This is a genomic window from Alkalibacillus flavidus, from assembly GCF_040545925.1.
GTDB classification, from domain to species: Bacteria; Bacillota; Bacilli; order Bacillales; family Alkalibacillaceae; genus Alkalibacillus; species Alkalibacillus flavidus.
Genome location: NZ_JBEPMX010000007.1, coordinates 29,133 through 49,617, shown reverse-complemented (window position 1 = coordinate 49,617; position 20,485 = coordinate 29,133). Strand labels below are relative to the sequence as shown.

The 20,485-nt window shown below is 42.9% G+C and carries 24 protein-coding genes; 20 read left to right on the top strand and 4 right to left on the bottom strand.

Going from position 1 to position 20,485, the window contains the following annotated elements:
* Nucleotides 1–32 precede the first annotated feature (32 nt).
* From hemE to hemY, 3 genes are read left to right on the top strand one after another with little or no spacing between them, the layout of a single operon-like run.
* Nucleotides 33–1,064: a uroporphyrinogen decarboxylase gene (gene hemE, locus ABID56_RS07840; RefSeq protein WP_354220071.1), complete on the top strand. Its 1,032-nt coding sequence runs from the start codon at nucleotides 33–35 to the stop codon at nucleotides 1,062–1,064.
* Between the two features lie 17 nt (nucleotides 1,065–1,081).
* Nucleotides 1,082–2,011, top strand: coding sequence for a ferrochelatase (hemH, locus tag ABID56_RS07835; RefSeq protein WP_354220070.1), 930 nt, complete (start codon nucleotides 1,082–1,084; stop codon nucleotides 2,009–2,011).
* Between the two features lie 6 nt (nucleotides 2,012–2,017).
* Complete coding sequence (gene hemY / locus ABID56_RS07830; protein ID WP_354220069.1) at nucleotides 2,018–3,403, top strand: protoporphyrinogen oxidase; 1,386 nt, start codon at nucleotides 2,018–2,020, stop codon at nucleotides 3,401–3,403.
* Nucleotides 3,404–3,742: 339 nt separating this feature from the next.
* On the opposite strand, the gene yhfH is transcribed toward hemY, so the two are convergent.
* Entirely contained in the window at nucleotides 3,743–3,865 is a 123-nt protein-coding gene (yhfH, locus tag ABID56_RS07825) for a protein YhfH (RefSeq protein ID WP_354220165.1), read from the bottom strand.
* Between the two features lie 131 nt (nucleotides 3,866–3,996).
* On the opposite strand from yhfH, the gene ABID56_RS07820 reads away from it, so the two are divergent.
* Both ABID56_RS07820 and lplA read left to right on the top strand, forming a co-directional pair.
* Nucleotides 3,997–4,734 (top strand): MBL fold metallo-hydrolase, encoded by a 738-nt coding sequence (locus ABID56_RS07820; RefSeq protein ID WP_354220068.1) that lies wholly within the window; start codon nucleotides 3,997–3,999, stop codon nucleotides 4,732–4,734.
* A 49-nt stretch (nucleotides 4,735–4,783) separates the two neighbouring features.
* Nucleotides 4,784–5,791: a lipoate--protein ligase gene (lplA, locus tag ABID56_RS07815; RefSeq protein WP_354220067.1), complete on the top strand. Its 1,008-nt coding sequence runs from the start codon at nucleotides 4,784–4,786 to the stop codon at nucleotides 5,789–5,791.
* A gap of 159 nt (nucleotides 5,792–5,950) precedes the next feature.
* On the opposite strand, the gene ABID56_RS07810 is transcribed toward lplA, so the two are convergent.
* Nucleotides 5,951–6,478 (bottom strand): cupin domain-containing protein, encoded by a 528-nt coding sequence (locus ABID56_RS07810; protein WP_354220066.1) that lies wholly within the window; start codon nucleotides 6,476–6,478, stop codon nucleotides 5,951–5,953.
* A gap of 137 nt (nucleotides 6,479–6,615) precedes the next feature.
* On the opposite strand from ABID56_RS07810, the gene ABID56_RS07805 reads away from it, so the two are divergent.
* The 10 genes from ABID56_RS07805 to ABID56_RS07760 all read left to right on the top strand — a co-directional run bounded on the left by ABID56_RS07805 (nucleotide 6,616) and on the right by ABID56_RS07760 (nucleotide 14,057).
* Nucleotides 6,616–7,167 carry a hypothetical protein gene (locus ABID56_RS07805; RefSeq protein ID WP_354220065.1) on the top strand — a complete coding sequence of 184 codons (552 nt, stop codon included), beginning with the start codon at nucleotides 6,616–6,618 and terminating at the stop codon, nucleotides 7,165–7,167.
* A gap of 19 nt (nucleotides 7,168–7,186) precedes the next feature.
* Nucleotides 7,187–7,384 (top strand): YwbE family protein, encoded by a 198-nt coding sequence (locus tag ABID56_RS07800; protein ID WP_354220064.1) that lies wholly within the window; start codon nucleotides 7,187–7,189, stop codon nucleotides 7,382–7,384.
* Between the two features lie 121 nt (nucleotides 7,385–7,505).
* The gene (locus tag ABID56_RS07795) at nucleotides 7,506–9,044 is read left to right on the top strand and encodes a fatty acid--CoA ligase family protein (RefSeq protein ID WP_354220063.1); all 1,539 of its coding nucleotides are present in this window, start codon (nucleotides 7,506–7,508) and stop codon (nucleotides 9,042–9,044) included.
* 164 nt (nucleotides 9,045–9,208) lie between these two features.
* Complete coding sequence (locus tag ABID56_RS07790) at nucleotides 9,209–10,267, top strand: ABC transporter substrate-binding protein (RefSeq protein WP_377946619.1); 1,059 nt, start codon at nucleotides 9,209–9,211, stop codon at nucleotides 10,265–10,267.
* A 2-nt stretch (nucleotides 10,268–10,269) separates the two neighbouring features.
* Complete coding sequence (locus ABID56_RS07785) at nucleotides 10,270–11,310, top strand: ABC transporter permease (RefSeq protein ID WP_354220061.1); 1,041 nt, start codon at nucleotides 10,270–10,272, stop codon at nucleotides 11,308–11,310.
* Complete coding sequence (locus ABID56_RS07780; protein ID WP_354220060.1) at nucleotides 11,285–12,082, top strand: ABC transporter ATP-binding protein; 798 nt, start codon at nucleotides 11,285–11,287, stop codon at nucleotides 12,080–12,082. Before ABID56_RS07785 ends, ABID56_RS07780 begins: the two co-directional genes overlap by 26 nt.
* Before the next feature lie 172 nt (nucleotides 12,083–12,254).
* Complete coding sequence (locus tag ABID56_RS07775; protein ID WP_354220059.1) at nucleotides 12,255–12,527, top strand: hypothetical protein; 273 nt, start codon at nucleotides 12,255–12,257, stop codon at nucleotides 12,525–12,527.
* Nucleotides 12,528–13,269: 742 nt separating this feature from the next.
* Complete coding sequence (locus tag ABID56_RS07770) at nucleotides 13,270–13,458, top strand: hypothetical protein (RefSeq protein ID WP_354220058.1); 189 nt, start codon at nucleotides 13,270–13,272, stop codon at nucleotides 13,456–13,458.
* Nucleotides 13,459–13,559: 101 nt separating this feature from the next.
* Nucleotides 13,560–13,727, top strand: a complete 168-nt coding sequence (locus ABID56_RS07765) for a hypothetical protein (protein WP_354220057.1) — start codon at nucleotides 13,560–13,562, stop codon at nucleotides 13,725–13,727.
* 99 nt (nucleotides 13,728–13,826) lie between these two features.
* Nucleotides 13,827–14,057: a hypothetical protein gene (locus tag ABID56_RS07760; protein ID WP_354220056.1), complete on the top strand. Its 231-nt coding sequence runs from the start codon at nucleotides 13,827–13,829 to the stop codon at nucleotides 14,055–14,057.
* Nucleotides 14,058–14,512: 455 nt separating this feature from the next.
* On the opposite strand, the gene ABID56_RS07755 is transcribed toward ABID56_RS07760, so the two are convergent.
* Nucleotides 14,513–14,782 (bottom strand): hypothetical protein, encoded by a 270-nt coding sequence (locus tag ABID56_RS07755; protein WP_354220055.1) that lies wholly within the window; start codon nucleotides 14,780–14,782, stop codon nucleotides 14,513–14,515.
* 68 nt (nucleotides 14,783–14,850) lie between these two features.
* Nucleotides 14,851–15,066 carry a DUF6366 family protein gene (locus ABID56_RS07750; RefSeq protein ID WP_354220054.1) on the bottom strand — a complete coding sequence of 72 codons (216 nt, stop codon included), beginning with the start codon at nucleotides 15,064–15,066 and terminating at the stop codon, nucleotides 14,851–14,853.
* 375 nt (nucleotides 15,067–15,441) lie between these two features.
* Between ABID56_RS07750 and ABID56_RS07745 the strand changes: the two genes are divergently transcribed.
* From ABID56_RS07745 to ABID56_RS07725, 5 genes are all read left to right on the top strand, one after another.
* Nucleotides 15,442–15,765 carry a thioredoxin family protein gene (locus tag ABID56_RS07745; protein WP_354220053.1) on the top strand — a complete coding sequence of 108 codons (324 nt, stop codon included), beginning with the start codon at nucleotides 15,442–15,444 and terminating at the stop codon, nucleotides 15,763–15,765.
* A 60-nt stretch (nucleotides 15,766–15,825) separates the two neighbouring features.
* Nucleotides 15,826–16,128 (top strand): metal-sensing transcriptional repressor, encoded by a 303-nt coding sequence (locus tag ABID56_RS07740; RefSeq protein ID WP_167262711.1) that lies wholly within the window; start codon nucleotides 15,826–15,828, stop codon nucleotides 16,126–16,128.
* A gap of 12 nt (nucleotides 16,129–16,140) precedes the next feature.
* Nucleotides 16,141–18,525, top strand: a complete 2,385-nt coding sequence (locus ABID56_RS07735; RefSeq protein ID WP_354220052.1) for a heavy metal translocating P-type ATPase — start codon at nucleotides 16,141–16,143, stop codon at nucleotides 18,523–18,525.
* 248 nt (nucleotides 18,526–18,773) lie between these two features.
* Nucleotides 18,774–20,171 carry a M20 family metallopeptidase gene (locus tag ABID56_RS07730; RefSeq protein ID WP_354220051.1) on the top strand — a complete coding sequence of 466 codons (1,398 nt, stop codon included), beginning with the start codon at nucleotides 18,774–18,776 and terminating at the stop codon, nucleotides 20,169–20,171.
* 136 nt (nucleotides 20,172–20,307) lie between these two features.
* Nucleotides 20,308–20,454 carry a hypothetical protein gene (locus ABID56_RS07725; protein ID WP_354220050.1) on the top strand — a complete coding sequence of 49 codons (147 nt, stop codon included), beginning with the start codon at nucleotides 20,308–20,310 and terminating at the stop codon, nucleotides 20,452–20,454.
* The last annotated feature ends 31 nt before the right edge of the window (nucleotides 20,455–20,485 follow it).

Below are 20,485 nucleotides of genomic sequence, written 5' to 3'. Positions count from 1 at the left end.
GTAAACAGATGGAATAATGAAAGGTGAGTCGAATGGCGGAGTTTAATGATACAATTTTAAGAGCTTATCGTGGTGAGAAAACAGACTACACCCCGTTATGGTTTATGCGCCAAGCGGGACGATCGCAACCTGAGTACCGAAAATTAAAGGAAAAGTACTCGTTATTTGAAATTACACATCAACCGGAATTGTGTGCGTATGTTACAGAATTACCTGTCGTGAATTACAATACGGATGCAGCGATTTTGTACAAAGATATTATGTCGCCGCTTCCGCCGATGGGTGTCGACGTTGAGATTAAAAAAGGCGTCGGCCCGGTCATTTACAATCCGATTCAAACGAAAGCAGACGTCGATCGTCTAGACGACTTAAATCCAGAAGAAGACGTCTCGTACGTGCTTGAGACGATTCGGATTTTGACAGAAGAGAAGTTGAATGTACCGCTTATCGGCTTTAGTGGGGCGCCGTTTACGCTCGCGAGCTATATGATTGAAGGTGGCCCGTCGAAACAGTACAATAAAACAAAAGCGATGATGTACGGGGATCCTGAGACGTGGTTTGCGTTAATGGACAAGCTCGGCGACATGATTATTACGTACACGAAAGCGCAAATTCGATCTGGTGCTAAAGCGATTCAGATTTTTGATTCGTGGGTTGGCGCTGTGAGTGCGCAAGATTATCGCGTCTTTATTAAACCTGTTATGGAAAAGATATTTAACGCGTTAAAAGAAGAAGAAGTGCCGACGATTTTATTCGGCATAGGCGCGAATCACTTGTTACTTGAGTTCAATAGCTTGCCGTGTACAACAGTCGGCTTAGATTGGCGCACGTCGATTACAGACGCGCGTGAGATGGGTATGACGAGTTCGCTTCAAGGAAACCTAGATCCAGCTGTACTATTAGCCGATTGGGATGTGATTGAATCGCGGACGAAAGCCATTTTAGATCAAGGTAAAGATATTCCAGGTTATGTGTTTAATCTAGGACATGGTGTTTTCCCAGAGGTACAGCCGGAAACACTGCAGCGCTTAGCGGCGTTTGTCCATGACTATACTTCAAAGTAAGAGGAGTTGAATGAATAATGGCAGAGAAAACAGTAGGACTACTCGTAATGGCGTATGGCACGCCTTACAAAGAAGACGATTTAGAAGCGTATTACACACACATTCGTAAGGGTAAACGCCCGACAGACGAAATGATTGAAGATTTGCGTAGCCGTTATGAAGAAATCGGCGGTATTTCGCCGCTTGCTCGAATTACACGCGAACAAGCAGAAGCGTTAGAATCGAAGTTAAACGAAGAGCAGGATGAAGTTGAGTTTAAACTGTATCTAGGTTTAAAACATATTCATCCGTTTATTGAAGATGCGGTCCAACAAATGGCGGACGACGGCGTGGATGAAGCGGTTAGTATCGTGTTAGCGCCGCACTATTCAACGTTTAGTATTAAATCATACAACGGCCGTGCACAAGAAGAAGCGGACAAATATGGCATTACATTAACATCTGTTGTCGATTGGTATGACGAGCCAGGTTATATCGAATTCTGGGTCGAGCAAATTAATAAAGTATACGGTCAAATGACGGAAGAAGAACGTAATAATGCGTGTTTAATTGTGTCAGCGCACAGTTTACCGACGAAGATCATCCAAGAAGGCGACCCATATCCAGATCAACTTCAGCGCACAGCGGATTTAATCGCTGAAGGGGCTGGTATCCAAGATTACGAGATTGGTTGGCAAAGTGAAGGGAACACGCCAGATCCATGGTTAGGCCCTGACGTGCAAGATTTGACAAAAGATTTATATGAGACAAAAGGATATACAACATTTGTTTACGCGCCTGTTGGTTTCGTAGCCGATCACTTAGAAGTGTTATATGACAACGACATCGAATGTAAAGATGTGTGCGATGAGGTTGGAGCGTCTTATTATCGCCCAGAAATGCCGAATGCGCATCCGAAGTTCATTAATACACTGTCTAAAGTCGTACTCGATACGATGAAAGGGTAAGTCATGATGGCAGAGCGCAAACAAATTGCGATAATAGGCGGCGGGATAACGGGGTTAACCGCCGCTTACTATATGCAAAAACAAAACGTCAATGCCGATGTCACGTTATTTGAAGCATCAAACCAACTAGGTGGAAAAATCTCGACTGTAGAGCGAGACGGGTTTACGATCGAGCGCGGACCTGATTCGTTTTTGGAACGAAAGAAAACAGCGAAAGAGCTTGTGCACGATTTAGGATTAGGTAATCACTTAATTCGTAGTGCAACGGGGAAAGCGTTTATTTTATCTCAGGATCAATTGCACCCGATGCCAGCTGGGGCTGTGATGGGTGTGCCGACAGACTTAAAGCCATTTGTCCGCTCGGCGCTTTTTACTACATCAGGTAAATTGAATGCGCTAAAAGATTTCGTCACGAGTCGGACGGATGTGGATGGTGATATTTCAGTCGGCCACTTTTTCCGGCGTCGGTTAGGCGATCAAGTCGTTGATCGGTTAATTCATCCACTTATTTCCGGGATTTATGCCGGGAATATTGACGATTTGAGTTTGAAAGCGACGTTTCCTCACTTTTTACAGATGGAAAATAAATATGGCAGTTTGATTCGTGGTTTGCAGAAAACGACGCCGAAACAACAGACGTCAGGCAATAAGCAAGGCATGTTTTTGACGTTAGAAGGTGGTTTGAAGACACTTGTGAATGGGCTGACAGATGCACTTGAGTGTGACATGCATACGGGGACGCAGGTTGAGCAAGTGTCGAAGCAAGATGGTCGCTACGTGTTAGATGTGGCTGGCTGGGATGAGCCGTTTGAAGCGGATTATGTCATCGCAACGACACCACATCAAGTCACAGCGCAGATGTTTTCGGATTATGCGTTTATGCGCGATTTTCAACAGACGAAGAGTACGTCCGTTGCCAATGTGGCGATGGCGTTTGATGAAGACTCGGTGAAAAATTTGCCGGACGGAACAGGCTTTGTTGTATCGCGAAAAGAAGGCTACCGCATTACCGCGTGTACGTGGACGCACAAGAAATGGCCGCACACGACGCCGGACGGTTCAGTTTTATTGCGCGCGTACGTTGGCAAACCGGGCGACGAAGACGTTCTCGATTTGTCAGACGATGAGATTGCCGATTTAGTCATTGGTGATTTGAAGAAGATTATGACGGTTGAAGGCGAGCCTAAGTTTTATGTCGTCACACGCTGGTACGACGCGATGCCGCAATATACAGTCGGACATTTGGACCGGGTTGAAGCGTTGGAAAAACAGCTTGAAGCGGAATTACCAGGTGTTTATTTGATTGGCAATGCATACCGCGGAGTCGGTTTGCCGGACTGCATGGACCAAGCGATCCGCACCGTAAAAACGATCGAATCCCTCGAATCCTAGCTTAACCGCTTTTGATTTATTAAATAAGTCCTGGCAATTATGAGATAAATGCCGTGACTTATGAGATAACTAGCGGTATTTTTGAAATAACTTCAGGTGACTGCGTTACTTTTTAAATAAGTTCTTGAATTTATTAAATAATTCCTATGATTTATTTAATAACTCATGAGATTTATTAAATAACTTCAGATGACTGCGTCACTTTTGAAATAAGTTAGCGAATTTATTGAATAACTGAAGCGATTTTTGAAATAAGTCATGTGTTTTCTTTCAAAAATGACGGGAATAGACCATAAAAAAGTGCTCTAACGTGGAATTAGAGCACTTTTTTATAACCGCTTAGCTAATTGGGTCGCATTTTTCGCATTTGTTCGTGTAGCAATCAGCCTGTTCGTTCATGTCCCGTTTGCAGACAGCACATTGCTTTTTAGGTAGGTTGCGGAAAAATTGGACAGGTGACATTAACATGACATGACCTCCTCAAGATTTTGAGTTTTTAGATAATTTATGCGTGTACTTATACTATACTGTATTAATACAGATTTGTGAACAGAAAAACTGTTATATAACTAAAATTAGGAGGAAATACCTATATGAAGTGGACAGTCATCGGATCGTGGGGAGCTTATCCTGAAGCGGAAGGTGCGACGTCATGCTATTTAGTGGAGCAAGATGGGTTCACGCTTGTGATCGACTTGGGCAGTGGGGCGTTATCACGATTACAACAGTATATCGATTTGAGCGACATTGACGCTGTTGTTATATCACACTTTCATCACGATCATGTGGCAGATATCGGGGCATTTCAATACAGTTGCCTTGTGAAAGAACAGCTAGGTGAGATCGAAGGGCCTGTCTCGATCTATGCTGCAGCAGATGGGGTGACCGATTTTGACGAGCTCGACCATATCGCAACAGCCGGTCGTCTGTATCGAATCGAAAAACCGCTCGAACTAGGCCCGTTCACCTTATCATTCATTCAAACAAAACACCCAAAATCATGCCATGCGATTCGCGTCGAAAATGGCGAGAGCGCGGTTGTTTATACAGCAGATACCGCCTTTTTCCCTGAATTAGCTGGTTTCGCTAAAGGATCGGATTTGCTTATTGCCGAAAGTAGCTTTTATGACGGGATGGACGGAAGTGGACCAGGTCATATGACAAGCACGGAATGTGGCCAGTTAGCACGTGATGCAAGTGTCAGTCAGTTATGGCTCACACACTTGCCTCATTTCGGTGAACACGCTCAATTAGTACAAGAAGCGAAAGCAGTGTTTGACGGCCCTGTTGAATTGGCTCGAGAAGGGTTAGTATTTGATTTGCGAAGATAGGCGAATTTGCTTATACTTTGAATAGATACAAAATGAAGGGAGCTTCACCATGTTATATTTTATCGATAACGAAGGGAATAACGATCCGTATTTAAATTTAGCCATGGAAGAGTACGCGCTGAAGCATTTAAACATTGATGATGACCAACAATATTTACTGTTTTACACGAATAGTCCGTCGATTATTATCGGCAAAAACCAAAATACGATCGAAGAAATTAATACCGATTTCGTCGACGAACATGATATCAAAGTCGTTCGTCGCCTATCTGGCGGTGGCGCCGTTTATCATGATTTAGGTAACTTAAGTTTTAGCTTTTTGGCGAAAGATGAAGGCGATAATTTTACCAACTTCAAAAAATTCACCCAGCCGGTTGTCGACGCGCTGCAACGTCTTGGCGTAAATGCAGAATTATCAGGTCGTAACGATATTACCGTTGATGGTCGTAAAATTTCCGGTAACGCGCAGTTTACGACGAAAGGTCGTATGTTTAGCCACGGCACGCTTTTATTTGATTCAGAAATTGAAAAAGTCGTTCGGTCATTGCGAGTGAAATCTGAAAAAATTCGGTCGAAAGGGATTAAGTCAATTCGCAGTCGTGTAGCGAATATTTCGGAATTTCTTGAAGAAGATATTAGTTTAGAGGACTTCAGACAATTGCTTCTGAAATATATCTTTGATGTGAAAGATATCAATGATGTACCACAATATAAATTAACAGAAGATGACTGGGCGAAGATTCGCGAAATCGCTGAATCGCGTTATCAACGATGGGACTGGAATTACGGCAAATCGCCTGCGTTTAACATCCAGCATACGAAACGTGTTGAAGGTGTCGGGTCATACGATGTGCGCCTAGACGTGAAAAAAGGCGTCATTCAAGATGTGAATATTTTCGGCGATTTCTTCGGCATTGGCGAAGTGAGTGACGTAGAAGAAGCGCTAAAAGGTGTGCGTTATGACCGAGAAGCGATTGAAGAAGCACTACGCGATATCAATATCCAGCATTACTTAGGTAAACTGTCGCATGAAGATTTCATGTCATTAGTGTATTAATAGCTAAATGGAAAACCCCCGCCAGCGCACTGGCGGGGGTTTCTTTACATGGATGTAGGCTAATTTTTGAAATAACTTAGATGATATATTTCAAAAGTTGAGTAATTTATTTAATAAATTAGCAAACTTATTTCAAAACCAAACTGATTTATTTCAAAATTAGTGATCGTTCATCGCATCTTGCTTTGTTTCATGAACAGTTCCGCGCGGGTGTTCTGGTGGGGCGTAAATCGAGTATAATTTTAGCGGCATGAGACCAATATTCGTTAAGTTATGCCACTTGCCTGCCGGGATAAAAATCGCATCGTTGTCTTGCACTTCGCGTTCGAAATTCGGTCGGTCTTCACGGTCACCCATTTGAACTAATCCGCGACCGCCTTCGATCCGAATAAATTGATCGTGATTTCGGTGGCGTTCTAAACCAATATCGTCACCCGGTGCAATGCTCATAAGTGTTAATTGCAAATATTCACCCGTCCAAAGCGCTCGCCGGTAATAAGGGTTCATCATCGTTGCGCGTTCAATGTTCACGACGTACGGATTCGGGCCGTGATCGACACGGTCGTGTGGCGGTTGCCATCCGTCTCCCGGTTGATTTGGCCATCCGTTCCCCCAATCAGGTTGATTCGGGCCGCCCCATCCTGGTTGGTTAAAACGCGGATCGTAATAATTCGGGTCAAAATACATACCTAATCTCCTCTCTAGAAGTCATTCCTTTGTAACGTATGCGAATAGACATCAGTTGGGTACCTGTAAGCATCACAATAGGCAATTGTCATCTATTTACGCATAAGATAAAATGTATGATATTGGAGGGAGTGCATGTGAGATTATTAGGTTGGACCGCGTTAATTATGATAGTATTAGTGAGTATCGTCTTTTGGTGGACGCGAACAGTTGAAGTCGTTGATGAAACCTATTCAGGTGTAGAGGTTCAGTTAGGTCCTAACGACACGACTCATGCCAAACAAGTCGATATTCATATAGACGGCGAATTTAAGCATGATATGTTTTCAAAAGAATCGTTTACTGGCTCCATCACGATCGATGGTGAAAAACACCCGAGCGATGCGTCAAATACAGATGAACTAACGGTGACTTTTGAAAAAGAAGGTTTCACCGACGGCAATATTGAGTATATCAATCGAGAACAGGACCGTATTACGACGGTTGGATATTTAAATATGAGTGATGACTTATCCGAATTAACGATTCAAATAATGCAGGATCGTTCGTCAAAGGATGGCCCTAGGGTAACATCTTGGACGAGTGATGATGGAATTATCATTTCAGCACCAGCGAACAATGGAGACGAAGCTATTTCAATCGCGAATCGCGTCATGCAACCAGTTCTACACGATATAGAACTCAAATAAAAAATAAAGGACGTGACTTATGTCAGGCCAACAACGAAATCAAATTCAAATCGGCGCTACCGTCGATATCGTTTTAAAACAAGATCAACGTTCAGGAAAATTAACCCGTGGAGTCGTGAAAGATTTACTGACTAAATCGGCATCACACCCGCACGGCATTAAAGTCCGTTTAGAAGACGGGCAAGTCGGTCGAGTAAAAAACATCCTCACAGATTAGTTTTAACTTGCTTAGATTAGCGAAATAATTTATAATAAATTCAGACAATTTAATGAATGATTATTCACTCAATTTCGCACTCGACACTGAAAGGGCTTACATATCTAAGGGAGGTTGCAAGATGAATTTAAGTGATCAACTATCATTAACGGCGAAAGATCATCTATCGAAACCGGCTTACATTTTTAACGGGGAAGCAACGGACTACAAGACACTCGAGGGCTCGGTAACGAAATTCGCATCAAGCCTCGAATCATTAGGTTATCAAAAAGGCGACCACGTTGCTCTTGTTGTCGGCAACACGCCACATTTCGTGATCGGTTTGTACGGTGCATTGCGCCTTGGACTTACGGTCGTCCCGGTGAACCCACTTTATACTGGCGATGAGCTATCTTATATTTTGAATAATGGCGATGTTAAAGGGGTCATTACCCTTGATGTGTTACTCGAAAAATTCGAAGCGATCGACGACCAACTTGAGGTCAAAGACTATATCGTCGGTGAAACAGATCCACAACTAAGAGACCGCACATCACCACTACAAGACAAGCTGCATGATTTCACAAGCCTTGTTCAAGCAGGCAGTTTAGAGTTCAGCCGTCCGACATTAGACGATGATGATACCGCTGTCATCCTTTACACGTCAGGCACAACGGGTAAACCAAAAGGTGCGATGTTGACGCACAAAAACTTATATTCCAACGCAAAAGATACAGCTGACTATCTCAAAATTGACGAAAACGACCGCGTCATTGCGGCATTACCAATGTTCCACGTGTTCTGTTTAACAGTCGCATTGAACGCGCCACTCGTGAGCGGCTCGACGGTCTTAATCGTGCCACAGTTCTCACCAGAAGCTGTGTTCAATATCACTCGTGAAAACAGTGCAACCGTGTTCGCTGGCGTGCCGACGATGTACAACTACTTACTTCAGTACCCGAACGAAGATGAAAAAGATTTCTCATCAATTCGTCTATGTATTTCAGGTGGTGCGTCGATGCCTGTTGCTTTACTGGAAAAATTCGAACAATACTTCGACGTGCAAGTATCAGAAGGGTATGGTTTATCTGAAGCGTCACCAGTTACCGCATTCAACCCGCTTGACCGCCCGCGTAAAGCTGGCTCAATCGGCACGGACATTACAAACGTCACGAACAAAGTCGTCGATGCAAACGGTGAAGAGGTGCCACGCGGAGAAGTCGGCGAGCTGATCGTGAAAGGCCCGAACGTCATGAAAGGCTATTACAAAATGCCTGAAGAAACGCAAGCGTCGATCAAAGACGGCTGGCTTTACACAGGTGACATGGCGCAACAAGACGAAGAAGGCTATTACTACATCGTCGACCGTAAAAAAGATCTCATCTTAGTCGGTGGTTACAACGTCTATCCGCGTGAAGTCGAAGAAGTGCTTTATAGTCACGACAATATTACAGAGGTCGCGGTGATTGGCGTGCCTGATGAAAACTTAGGTGAAGCAGTCATTGCCTTTGTCGTGTCGAACAACCCAGAGTTAACAGACGCAGACTTACGCGAACTCACTCAGTCGAAACTGGCGAAATATAAACAACCGAAACAAATTAACTTCTTAGACGAATTACCAAAAAATACAACCGGGAAAATTTTAAGACGAAGCCTGCGTGATCACGTGGCAACACAATAACAAAGGAAGCGTTTACACAGATTCTCTAGCGAAATAGCTAGAGAATCTTTTTTTGATTTAAGGGTTGATTTTGCTGTGTGCCTCTCATATAATTATAAACAATATTCCGAAATTCTTTAACACATCAAAGCGTGTATGCGAGAAAGTAAAAAAAGGGGAGTTTAGTGATGAAACGTTTATTATTGATGGTAGTTATGATCAGCGCGTTAGTTTTAATTGTGGCATGTGGTGACAGTGACTCAAGCAGCGACTCAAATGATAACGAGTCGAATGGTGGTAACTCTGAGGAAAGTTCCAGTAACAGTGATGCATCAGAAGAAGAGGCCGATTACGTCGTCGGTGTTTCGCAAATTGTCGAGCACCCTTCACTCGACCGGGCGACAGAAGGCTTCCAAGATGCGCTTGATGAAGCAGGTTTGAATGTATCGTACGATGTATCATTAGCACAAGGTGATAACCAAAACGCGCAACTTATCGCAGAACAATTCGTTAGTGATAAGGTTGATTTGATCTTCGGTAACTCTACACCGAGTGCTCAATCAGCTGTTAACGAAACGAGCGATATTCCGATTGTGTTTACATCAGTGACAGACCCAGTTGGTTCCGAATTAGTTGAATCGATGGAGAATCCAGGCGGTAATGTGACAGGAACAGCCGATTCGCATCCAGAATCCGTGCCCAAAACAGTCCAGTTAATTAAAGACATGGGACATGAATCGATCGGCCTCATTTATAACTCAGGCGAGCAGAACTCAGTGACTCAAGTTGAAAACGTGAAAAGTGTTGCAAGTGAGCATGATCTCTCGACAGAAGAAGCAACCGTGTCATCGTCATCAGAAGTTATGCAAGCCGCCCAATCGTTAGCTGGTAGTGTCGATACGTTCTTAATTGTGACGGACAATACGGTCGTCAGCGCACTCGAATCGGTTTTATCTGTAGCACAAGAGAATGATGTTCCAGTCTTTGCGAGTGAGTTAGATTCCGTTTCACGTGGCGCATTTGCTGGGTATGGTTTTGATTATTACGATATCGGTTATGAAGCGGGCGAAAAAGCCGTTCAAATTTTAGAAGATGGCACCAATCCTGGTGACATCGAAGCCAATTACCCACAAAATCTCAAACTCCACATTAATGAAGACGCAGCTAGTGAAATGGGCGTTGAGTTAACAGATGACTTAGAAGAACGAGCTTCGGAGATTGTGTCGATGGAAGAAGGTGAGTAAGCATGTTACAAGCATTATACGGTGCAGTTGAATCAGGGTTAATATACTCGTTAATGGCGTTAGGTGTTTATATTTCCTTTCGACTGCTTGATTTTCCAGACTTAACGGTGGATGGCTCCTTCGTCACAGGAGGAGCCGTCACCTCTGTGATGGTTGTAAGTGGTGTCGATCCATTTACCGCGACATTAGCTGGCGCAGCAGTAGGCTTTATTGTCGGTTGTATTACGGGGATTTTGCATACAAAAGGCCATATCAATCCATTGTTAGCGGGTATTTTAATGATGGTTGCGCTTTACTCGATTAACTTGCGCATTATGGGAAGACCCAATATTCCTCTATTAAATGAAACAACCGTGTTTACCATGGTGGAAAATTGGTGGCAAACCTTGAACTTGCAAGGAATCGTGATGGCACCGTTTGAAGCGCTTGGCATTGCTGCTTATGTCCCGAATTCGTTAGATGTACTCGTCGCCGCAACAATACTCATGATTATCGTGAAAAAACTGCTCGACTTCTTCTTGCGGACAGAAGCGGGTACGACATTGCGCGCGACAGGCGACAATCAGACAATGGTACGTAGTTTCTCGGCGAATACGAACGTCTATATTGTTGTCGGTATGGGGGTTTCCAACATGCTCGTCGCGTTTAGCGGGTCGATGGTGGTTCAGCATAACGGATTCGCAGACGTGAACTTAGGTGTTGGCATGATCATTATTGGTCTTGCTTCTGTGATCATTGGTGAAGTCCTCTTCAGCTTTGGCTCGGATAAAATTGTTCGTACCACGCTTGCAGTGATTTTAGGTGCGATTGTGTACCGCATGATTTACGCGGTTGCGCTACAAGTTGATTTTTTAGAGGCGAGTGATATGAAGCTGATCACAGCACTCATTGTCGTCGCAGCGCTCGTCGTCCCGAATTGGCTTGGCCAAACAAGCGCGAAACAGCAATATAAGAAGTCGAAAGCAAACGCAGCGAAACAAGAAGCACGTCAAGGTGCTGCGGAAGGGGAGAGAAGTCATGCTACAGCTCAATCACATTCATAAAACGTTCTACCCGAATACGCCTGATGAACGCCAAGCACTCGTCGACTTACATCAAGAGCTCTCAGGCGGTGATGTCGTCACGATTATCGGTAGTAACGGCGCCGGTAAATCAACACTTCTTAATACGGTCGCTGGCTCAATTATCCCCGATGAAGGCGATGTCGTCATTGACGAAAACGACGTCACGAGGCTCTCAGAACAGAAACGCGCTGCTTATATCGGCCGCGTCTTCCAAGATCCGAAAGCCGGCACAGCACCAGGCATGACGATTGAGGAAAACATGATGATCTCGCTCGGTCGCACGAAACGACGCAGTCTTTTCCGCGGCGTGACAAAACAACTACGTCAACAATTTCGCGAGCACCTAGCAACACTCGAGATCGGCCTCGAAAACCGTTTGAACACGAAAGTGGGTTTATTATCCGGCGGTGAGCGGCAAGCGTTGTCACTCTTAATGGCAACCTTTACCGAACCGAAAATTCTACTCCTCGACGAGCATACCGCAGCGCTTGATCCGTCGAAAGAAGAATTGATTTTACGCTTAACCCGCGATTTAGTCGAACGCCATCAACTGACGACCGTCATGGTCACTCACCAAATGGAGCAAGCGATCGCATTTGGCAATCGCCTCTGGATGATGGATGAAGGCAAAGTCATTTTCGAGGCTAATGACGAAACAAAACAAGACCTAACAGTAGGAGACCTGCTCGATCAGTTCCAAGCCATTCGAGGTAAGAAAATGGCCAATGATCGTGCATTGTTAACGAAATAAGAGATAGGAACGTCCGGCTAGGGTTAGTCGGGCGTTTTTGATTGTGTGGTTTTTCTTTCAATCGATGTGTTAATGAAGAGAAGGGGGCTCGAGACTCTTATCATAGGAAATGCTGAAGAAGTATCGCTAAGTATAAATTCCACTTTCGATGCGATTGGGGTATAGAATTAAATTGATTCCAAAAAGTTTAAGAAAAATTGGGTTTTATGTTAGCCCTATTTTAAGTTTAATTGCTATTCTGGTCGGTTTTGCTGTCATAATTGTTTTTGTCGATTTGTATAACACAGGGCCTAATATAGATGTTGAGTGGTATGTGGCATTAATCATTATAGAATTTATGACTATCAATCTGTCATTAAAACACGGTAGTGATGGATTTAAAAAGTTAAAAAGATATAAAAGACATGCAAGGCGGGTGAAAGCAGCAAGGGAGCATGGACGTTAAGGTTTGATTAACGTATTGATGAACAGTCACGCTCCATGTCTTAGAAAACCCTCACATAGGTTATACATCTTTCTCGTTATTTTGCCATTTTACATAATTGTAAACTAAGCCTACTATCACTGCACAAAAGTAAATAATACTAAATTCATACGATTCACCTTCCATTATAATCATTCGGGTCAAATATTAATTAAACAGGAGGTATTAAACAATGGGAAAAACTGAAGGAATATAGAGCCGGCGTGATTTCTTGGTTTTGTCTGTTTTTATTTATTTTATATATGTTTCAGAACTACTGGGTCATTTTTTGTTACTTCTTATAAGTGGGATAATAGCCATTTATTTAATTGGATATGTTTGGAACCCATTTAATGAAGAAGAAAATACCCATGATACTACTACTGGGTTGATTTCATTGTTCTTATTAATGGCTTCTTCTATTCAAAGCAAATCTTTTTTATTTATTTCAAGTCTGATTATAACAGTTTTTATGCTTAATTTTGTGTGGAGTATATCAAGAAAAGGAAATAAATCTTATAAAATATCATTGAACGGATTGCTAACGGTCCTTTTTATAACTGTTGTTGCAACTATATATAGAGCTTTGGTTTAATAACGAAGACGTTGAAAAGAATTAATGAGCCTGTTCATGTTTAGGTTATGCTATCATGGTTGATCGTTGTAAAAACATCCCCCTCGTTTTATAATAGATTTAGAACAAAATGTCGAGGAGTGACCGATTATGACTGATGAACAAATGAACACCATCATGCAAGCGATTAAAGAGCTATCTGATAACCAAAAAGAATTATTTAAGGGCCAAAAGGAAATCAATGATCGCTTAACACGAATAGAAGAAAGAATGGAATTTGTTCAGCATAAGTTAATTGAACATGATGAACAGATTTATACGCTACGAAAGAAAGCATAATTCTTCTCAATATTGAATGTATAAAATAATCCTTACCAGTTTATCAACATGTCCTTCGTTAAGTAATAGATTTAAAATAAAACGTAGAGGAGTGTCCGGATATGACCGATGAACAAATGAACACCATTATGCAAGCAATTAAAGAGTTATCGGACAACCAAAAGCAAACCAATGATCGCCTAACACGCATAGAAGAAAAATTGGAATTTGTTCAGTATAAGTTAATTGAACATGATGAACAGATTTATACGCTACGAAAGAAAGCATAATTCTTCTCAATAATGAATCTATAAAATAATCTTTACTAATTTATCAACATGCTCTTTGTTAAGTAATAGATTTGAAATAATTTCGAGGAGTGTCCGATTATGACTGATGAACAAATGAATACTATTATGCAAGCACTTAAAGAGTTATCTAATGACCAAAAAGAATTATTTGACAACCAAAGGAATATGAGCAATCAACTAAAGGGTATGAACGATCAATTAAAAGAAACTAATGATCGGTTAAAACGCATGGAAGAAAAAATGGATTATGTTCAGTCTAAACTAATTGAGCATGATGAGCACATTTATACGTTACGGAAGAAGGCATAATTCTACCCATATTAAATGCTTTATATCTTCCAATATTTTGTGAAAGCCATCATAAAATATATAGTATAGCAGTTGTTACATCTACCCACACTCTATGCCCCTTCTTTTAACAACCTTATGTCACCAAATTCTCTTCATTCTCCCGTTGATTCTGTGTCTTTTTAATTTTGATGAAGATCAAGATTAAAATGATAATCTGAATAAAATTAATAAATATGCTGATATTTTCAAACGAAAATAGCGAGTATGGGTTATTAACAAATCTGTAAATGTTGCTAATCAGACTAATAGGGGCCAGGATCAGTGCTATAATGGTTGGTATTTCAATGTAATCTAAGAAACTCATTAAAAATTTCTCCTTTCCATTTGGAGCGTTAATAATCAATCCAATCTTCGTATAATTCCACTGAAAACGTTATACTCTTCGTGTTAAAAGTACCATCATATCCAATAATCTATGAGGGATTTTTATCTTTTTTATAATCCGAAATAGCTGAATATAGTATATAAGGTATTAAACCGAACAAAACAATAGCTCGTAAGGGGCCCAGGAAGGATAATCCCTCATTCCAAAATCCAACTATAAACCAACCAATACCCCATAAAGAAAAAATAAGTGACGCAAATAAATCATAGTGGAGATTTTTGTCCGTTTTTTTATTGACGATTACGATAGCTATTAAAAGAATGAGCGTTATAAGTAATAACCAAGAATATATATCCATTCATTACAACCCCCCATATTAAATTCTTCCAACATTACTTTTACATTTTTTTCCTTAATGTCAAGTCATTACTCAAAAAACAAGCCATACCCTATAGCACCTATTATGAGTATTAATAGAATAACGAGTGTTACTTTCCAGTTTAGACCACCCACCAGATCAACAAGACTACCGTATTTAGCTCTTTCCGATGAATCTTTCAAATTACCAAGAGGATTTTCTTGCCGTTCTTTTTGTCTTATTCGTTCTCTTCTTGCCTCGGGCGTTTCGTTGTCTTCATTCATTTTGCACACTCCAATCAGTGATAAATAACTTTATAAATTGGAACCTTTATCTTGTTGATTCAATCAACACTCTTGCCCCGAAATGATCTGCTGATGATGATCGTGCCGAGTATGAGGGCATATACTAATAACATATAATCCAGGTATTTAGGTAATGAAAAGAATTGAAGGGTGGCGATAATGGCGAGCGTCATCCAGAATAGATTCTTTAATGTGTTAAGTTTCATTGTGTCACACACCTCTGCTAAACATTACCGTCATTTTAACATAAAATAACAATTTGCAGTGGGTGATTTTTACAATCAGTCTAAAGCAGTTTCGTTTACATACCTATAGGGGGTATGATAATCTTAGTTTAGATAAGGTGGTGACGATATGAGTCAAACTGAAACATTGCAGTCAATAGAAGAGGTTAGAGCGTTTGTCGCGGAGAACGACCATGCGTTGTTATTTATATCGAGCCAAGGGTGTAGCGTGTGTTCAGCGTTATGGCCACGCATTCAAGACGAATTAGAAACGTATGACAATATTGCTCTCGGGTATGTCGACGTGGATGAGGTAAAAGAAGTATCAGGTGAATATCTCGTCTTTACGGCTCCGATTACGTTGGTGTTCCAAAATCAAAAAGAAGTGATGCGTGAAGATCGCTTTATTCGCATAGAAGCGTTTAGCGAAAAGATGGACTTGATGTTAACGTAAAAATTTTTAACGATATAAATACTGTACGGGGGTATAGTAAAAAGAAAGGATGTTGATCACATGAGTGAGTATTTACATGACGAACCTGTTGTGCCGCGAACGGATGATGAGAAAGAAAAACTGATGAACCGGTTAAAACGAATCGAAGGGCAAGTACGCGGCATTCAAAATATGGTTGAAGAAGATCGTTATTGTGTCGATATATTAGTTCAGATCAGCGCGATTCAATCTGCGCTTAAAAACGTCGGTTTCTCTGTCACCGAACGTCATATTAACCATTGTGTGACTGATGCGATTCAAAAAGGTGAAGGTGACGAGACGATTCAAGAGTTAATGGACGTCTTAAAACAGTTTTCGAAGTAAGGAGGGACCAATATGAGTGAGAAAGAACATGCAGATTTAACCGTGACAGGGATGACGTGTGCGGCTTGTTCGACGCGTGTTGAGAAAGTGCTCAATAAAATGGACGGCGTCGATGCACAAGTGAACTTAACGACGGAAAAAGCAGCGGTCGATTATGACCCTGAGCAGACGTCGATGGATGATATTACGAATAAGATTGAAAAAGTCGGCTATGGCGTGCTAAAAGAAGAAGCGGACCTCGATGTGTATGGTATGACGTGTGCCGCGTGCTCGAGCAGGATTGAAAAAGTGTTAAATAAACAAAACGGTGTTGAGACAGCGAGTGTGAATTTAACGACAGAATCTGCGTCGATCCAATACAATCCAGGTATCATTGATCCAGATACATTAATCGAAAAGATCCAAAAGCTCGGCTATGACGCTGCACCAAAAGCGGAAGCTGAGGAGAAAGAGTCGTATAAAGAACAAGAACTCAACAAACAGAAAACGAAGTTAATCGTCTCAGCGGCGTTGTCAGCGCCATTACTCCTGACAATGTTTGTCCATTTATTTAACATGTCGATTCCAGCTATTTTCATGAATCCGTGGTTCCAGTTCGCTTTAGCAACACCCGTTCAATTTGTGATCGGCTGGCAGTTTTACGTCGGTGCGTATAAAAACTTGCGTAACGGTGGGGCGAACATGGATGTGCTCGTTGCATTAGGTACGAGTGCGGCATATTTTTACAGTTTATCAGAAGGGATTCGCACGATTGGTAATCCTGGTTATGATCCGCATTTGTATTATGAAGCGAGCGCCGTCATTATTACACTCATTTTATTCGGTAAATATTTAGAAACACGAGCGAAAACACAAACGACAAACGCGTTGTCGTCGTTATTGAGCTTGCAGGCAAAAGAAGCACGTGTTTTACGTAACGGTGAAGAAGTGATGACGCCTGTTGAAGACGTTGTCGTCGGCGATCATCTGATTGTAAAACCAGGTGAGAAGATACCCGTAGACGGTACGGTCATCAGCGGCTCGACGTCGATTGACGAGTCGATGATTACAGGTGAATCGATGCCAGTTGAAAAAGAGACGGATGCATCCGTAATCGGTTCGACGATCAACCAAAACGGTGTGATTGAAATGGAAGCAACTAAAGTCGGTAAAGATACGGCTCTTGCGTCGATCGTCAAAGTCGTTGAAGATGCACAAGGGTCAAAAGCGCCGATTCAACGTTTAGCTGACGTTATTTCCGGATATTTCGTACCGATTGTCGTCGGGATTGCCGTGGTCACATTTATTACGTGGATCACACTTGTTCAACCTGGCCAGCTCGAACCAGCCCTCGTGGCGGCGATTGCGGTGTTAGTCATTGCGTGTCCATGTGCGCTTGGTCTAGCGACTCCAACTTCCATCATGGTTGGTACTGGGAAAGCTGCTGAAAATGGTATTTTATTTAAAGGTGGCGAACATTTAGAGCGCACACATGAACTGGATGCGATTGTACTTGATAAAACAGGGACGATTACGAAAGGGAAGCCTGAAGTAACAACATTTACAGCTGACCGAGAGACATTACAGTTACTCGCAAGCGCTGAGAAAGGTTCAGAACATCCTCTCGCCCAAGCGATTGTGGCCTATGCGACAGAAGAAGAGGTCGCGTTAAGTGACGCTGAACAATTTCAAGCTGTGCCTGGGCATGGGATTGAAGCAACAGTGTCAGCCCAAACCATTCTTGTCGGTAATCGTAAACTGATGCAAGATCATGGCGTCGCAATTGGCGATGCTGAACAAACGTTAATCGAAATGGAAGAAGCGGGAGAGACCGCGATGTTGATTGCTGTGGACGGCGAATACCGTGGCATCGTCTCTGTCGCGGACACGATTAAAGAAACGGCACCTGATGCGATTAAAGCCTTACAAGACCAAGGCTTAACGGTGATGATGCTGACAGGAGATAACGAACGGACGGCTCAAGCGATTGCGAAACAAGTTGGCATTGACGACACGATTTCAGAAGTGTTACCAGAAGATAAAGCAGAAAAAGTGAAAGAACTCCAACTTCAAGGTCACAAAGTCGCGATGGTCGGCGATGGCGTGAACGACGCACCAGCCCTCGCGATTGCAGATATCGGCATTGCGATCGGTACTGGAACTGAGGTTGCGATTGAAGCGGCTGACATTACGATTTTAGGCGGCGAATTGCAGCTGATTCCGAAAGCGATCAAAGTCAGTCATGCAACGATTCGTAACATCCGCCAAAACCTATTCTGGGCATTCGGCTACAACACGGCAGGTATTCCTGTCGCAGCGATCGGCCTTCTTGCTCCATGGGTTGCAGGCGCTGCGATGGCATTAAGTTCAGTCAGTGTTGTCACGAATTCCCTACGACTAAAACGCGCTAAGATTTAATGGATAGTGGATCCCGTTCAGCTGAAGCTGAACGGGTTTCTTTTAGTGGTTTGAATTTATGAGATAAGCCACTCGACTTATGAAATAAGTGGATGAACTTATTTCATAAGTTCATGGATTTATTTAAAAAATAACAAGACTTATCTAAAAATTGAGCGAGTGCTGCGCCTAGAATAAAAAACAATTGAAATTAACTGAAAAGTATGTCATTTTATAATAACAAAACACACGCACAGGAGGGGATAAGGATGGACCATGCGAAAACGATCGCGTCCTATATCGATGCGAAACAAGATCAGTTCATTCAAATGAGTGATGATTTATGGTCATTCGCGGAAACGGCTTTTGAAGAAGTCGAGTCTGCCCATTATATTGCAAGTAGTCTTGAACAAGAAGGCTTCACGGTGACGCGAGGGATTGCAGACATGTCGACTGCGTTTGTCGCAGAATACGGATCAGGTGAACCTGTTGTCTCGTTTCTAGGCGAATATGACGCGTTAGAAGGGTTAAGTCAAGAACGCGGGGCGACAGAACACCAGCCCATCGTCCAAGGTGGCAGTGGCCATGGCTGTGGTCATAATTTACTCGGAACAGGCTCTTATGCGGCGGCGATTGCGGTTAAAACGTATATGGAAGAACACGGTTTAGAAGGAACCGTCCGTTATTACGGCTGTCCTGCAGAAGAAAGCGGGGACGGGAAAGCTTTTATGGTAAAAGCAGGCGTGTTCGATGATGTTGACTTTGCGCTCTGTTGGCATCCCGCCCCCATGAATTCAGTGTTACGCCTTAATGTGCTAGCCGTCCAACAAGTGTTTTTCCGGTTTAAAGGACAATCCGCGCACGCGGCGGCGAGTCCACACTTAGGACGGAGCGCGCTCGATGCCGTTGAACTCATGAACGTCGGCGTCAATTACCTACGCGAACATATCGTCCAGAACGCTCGCCTGCATTACGCGGTAACCAATACAGGCGGAAATGCACCGAATGTGGTCCAGTCTGAAGCGGAAGTGCTTTATCTCGTTCGCGCCAGTAACGTCAAAGAAGCACACGAGATTTTCGAACGCGTGAAAAATGTCGCAGAAGGTGCCGCACAAATGACCGAAACCGAAGTCGAAGTCCATTTCGACAGCGGATCGAGTGATCTTGTTCGAAACGATACACTTGATGATGCGATTCAAGCAAGTTTAGATGCGATCGAACCACCAACTTACTCAGAAGACGAACGCGCCTTTGCCGAAACGATTCGCAGCACCCTATCAGAAGCGGAACAAAACACATACTGGGCAGACGGCTTAGACGGCCTCACCTTAACCGATTTCGTCGTTGACCGCGACCAAATTATTGAACAAACCGGGTCAACCGATGTTGCCGACGTTAGCTGGGTCACCCCAACCACCCAATGCCTAACAACCTGCTTCGTCAACGGCACATCACTCCACTCCTGGCAAGCCGTTTCTCAAGGAGGCACATCGATCGGCCACAAGGGCATGTTGTATGCAGGTAAAGTCATGGCCGCAGCTGCCATTGATGTGATGCAAGATAAAACAAAGCTAGAGAAAGCGAAACAAGAACTACAAAAACGGAAGGCCAAACAAGGCTACATTTCGCCGATTGGTGATGGTGCTAAGCCTGGGCCAGTGATCTGAAATTTGAAAACCGACTTGGCAGTAGTTAGGTCGGTTTCATTATTTGGTATAAGAGAAGATCATATTTCGTCAATGGGACTCACTACACTCCTGGCAACTCGTATTCCAAGAAGGCACGTCAGTCGGCCACAAAGGCATGCTTTATGCCGGCAAAGTCATGGCCGCCTCTGCCATTGATGTGATGCGAGAACAAGAGAAACTCGAGAAAGCGAAACAAGGCTACATCTCGCCAATTGGTGATGGTGCTGAACTTGGGACTGTGATTTACAAGCTAACGACCTGATAAAAATGGGGTCGTTTTTTTAATTCTATGA

Excerpts from the sequence above, each read along its gene's own strand:
- ABID56_RS07745 (WP_354220053.1), top strand. The coding sequence starts at position 15,442 with ATGAGTCAAACTGAAACATTGCAGTCAATAGAAGAGGTTAGAGCGTTT.
- hemH (WP_354220070.1), top strand. The coding sequence starts at position 1,082 with ATGGCAGAGAAAACAGTAGGACTACTCGTAATGGCGTATGGCACGCCT.
- ABID56_RS07800 (WP_354220064.1), top strand. The coding sequence starts at position 7,187 with ATGTCAGGCCAACAACGAAATCAAATTCAAATCGGCGCTACCGTCGAT.
- ABID56_RS07735 (WP_354220052.1), top strand. The coding sequence starts at position 16,141 with ATGAGTGAGAAAGAACATGCAGATTTAACCGTGACAGGGATGACGTGT.
- yhfH (WP_354220165.1), bottom strand. The coding sequence starts at position 3,865 with ATGTCACCTGTCCAATTTTTCCGCAACCTACCTAAAAAGCAATGTGCT.
- hemE (WP_354220071.1), top strand. The coding sequence starts at position 33 with ATGGCGGAGTTTAATGATACAATTTTAAGAGCTTATCGTGGTGAGAAA.
- ABID56_RS07765 (WP_354220057.1), top strand. The coding sequence starts at position 13,560 with ATGACCGATGAACAAATGAACACCATTATGCAAGCAATTAAAGAGTTA.
- ABID56_RS07730 (WP_354220051.1), top strand. The coding sequence starts at position 18,774 with ATGGACCATGCGAAAACGATCGCGTCCTATATCGATGCGAAACAAGAT.
- ABID56_RS07760 (WP_354220056.1), top strand. The coding sequence starts at position 13,827 with ATGACTGATGAACAAATGAATACTATTATGCAAGCACTTAAAGAGTTA.
- ABID56_RS07820 (WP_354220068.1), top strand. The coding sequence starts at position 3,997 with ATGAAGTGGACAGTCATCGGATCGTGGGGAGCTTATCCTGAAGCGGAA.
- ABID56_RS07780 (WP_354220060.1), top strand. The coding sequence starts at position 11,285 with ATGCTACAGCTCAATCACATTCATAAAACGTTCTACCCGAATACGCCT.
- hemY (WP_354220069.1), top strand. The coding sequence starts at position 2,018 with ATGGCAGAGCGCAAACAAATTGCGATAATAGGCGGCGGGATAACGGGG.
- ABID56_RS07755 (WP_354220055.1), bottom strand. The coding sequence starts at position 14,782 with ATGGATATATATTCTTGGTTATTACTTATAACGCTCATTCTTTTAATA.
- ABID56_RS07795 (WP_354220063.1), top strand. The coding sequence starts at position 7,506 with ATGAATTTAAGTGATCAACTATCATTAACGGCGAAAGATCATCTATCG.
- ABID56_RS07810 (WP_354220066.1), bottom strand. The coding sequence starts at position 6,478 with ATGTATTTTGACCCGAATTATTACGATCCGCGTTTTAACCAACCAGGA.
- ABID56_RS07725 (WP_354220050.1), top strand. The coding sequence starts at position 20,308 with ATGCTTTATGCCGGCAAAGTCATGGCCGCCTCTGCCATTGATGTGATG.
- ABID56_RS07750 (WP_354220054.1), bottom strand. The coding sequence starts at position 15,066 with ATGAATGAAGACAACGAAACGCCCGAGGCAAGAAGAGAACGAATAAGA.
- ABID56_RS07785 (WP_354220061.1), top strand. The coding sequence starts at position 10,270 with ATGTTACAAGCATTATACGGTGCAGTTGAATCAGGGTTAATATACTCG.
- ABID56_RS07740 (WP_167262711.1), top strand. The coding sequence starts at position 15,826 with ATGAGTGAGTATTTACATGACGAACCTGTTGTGCCGCGAACGGATGAT.
- lplA (WP_354220067.1), top strand. The coding sequence starts at position 4,784 with ATGTTATATTTTATCGATAACGAAGGGAATAACGATCCGTATTTAAAT.
- ABID56_RS07770 (WP_354220058.1), top strand. The coding sequence starts at position 13,270 with ATGACTGATGAACAAATGAACACCATCATGCAAGCGATTAAAGAGCTA.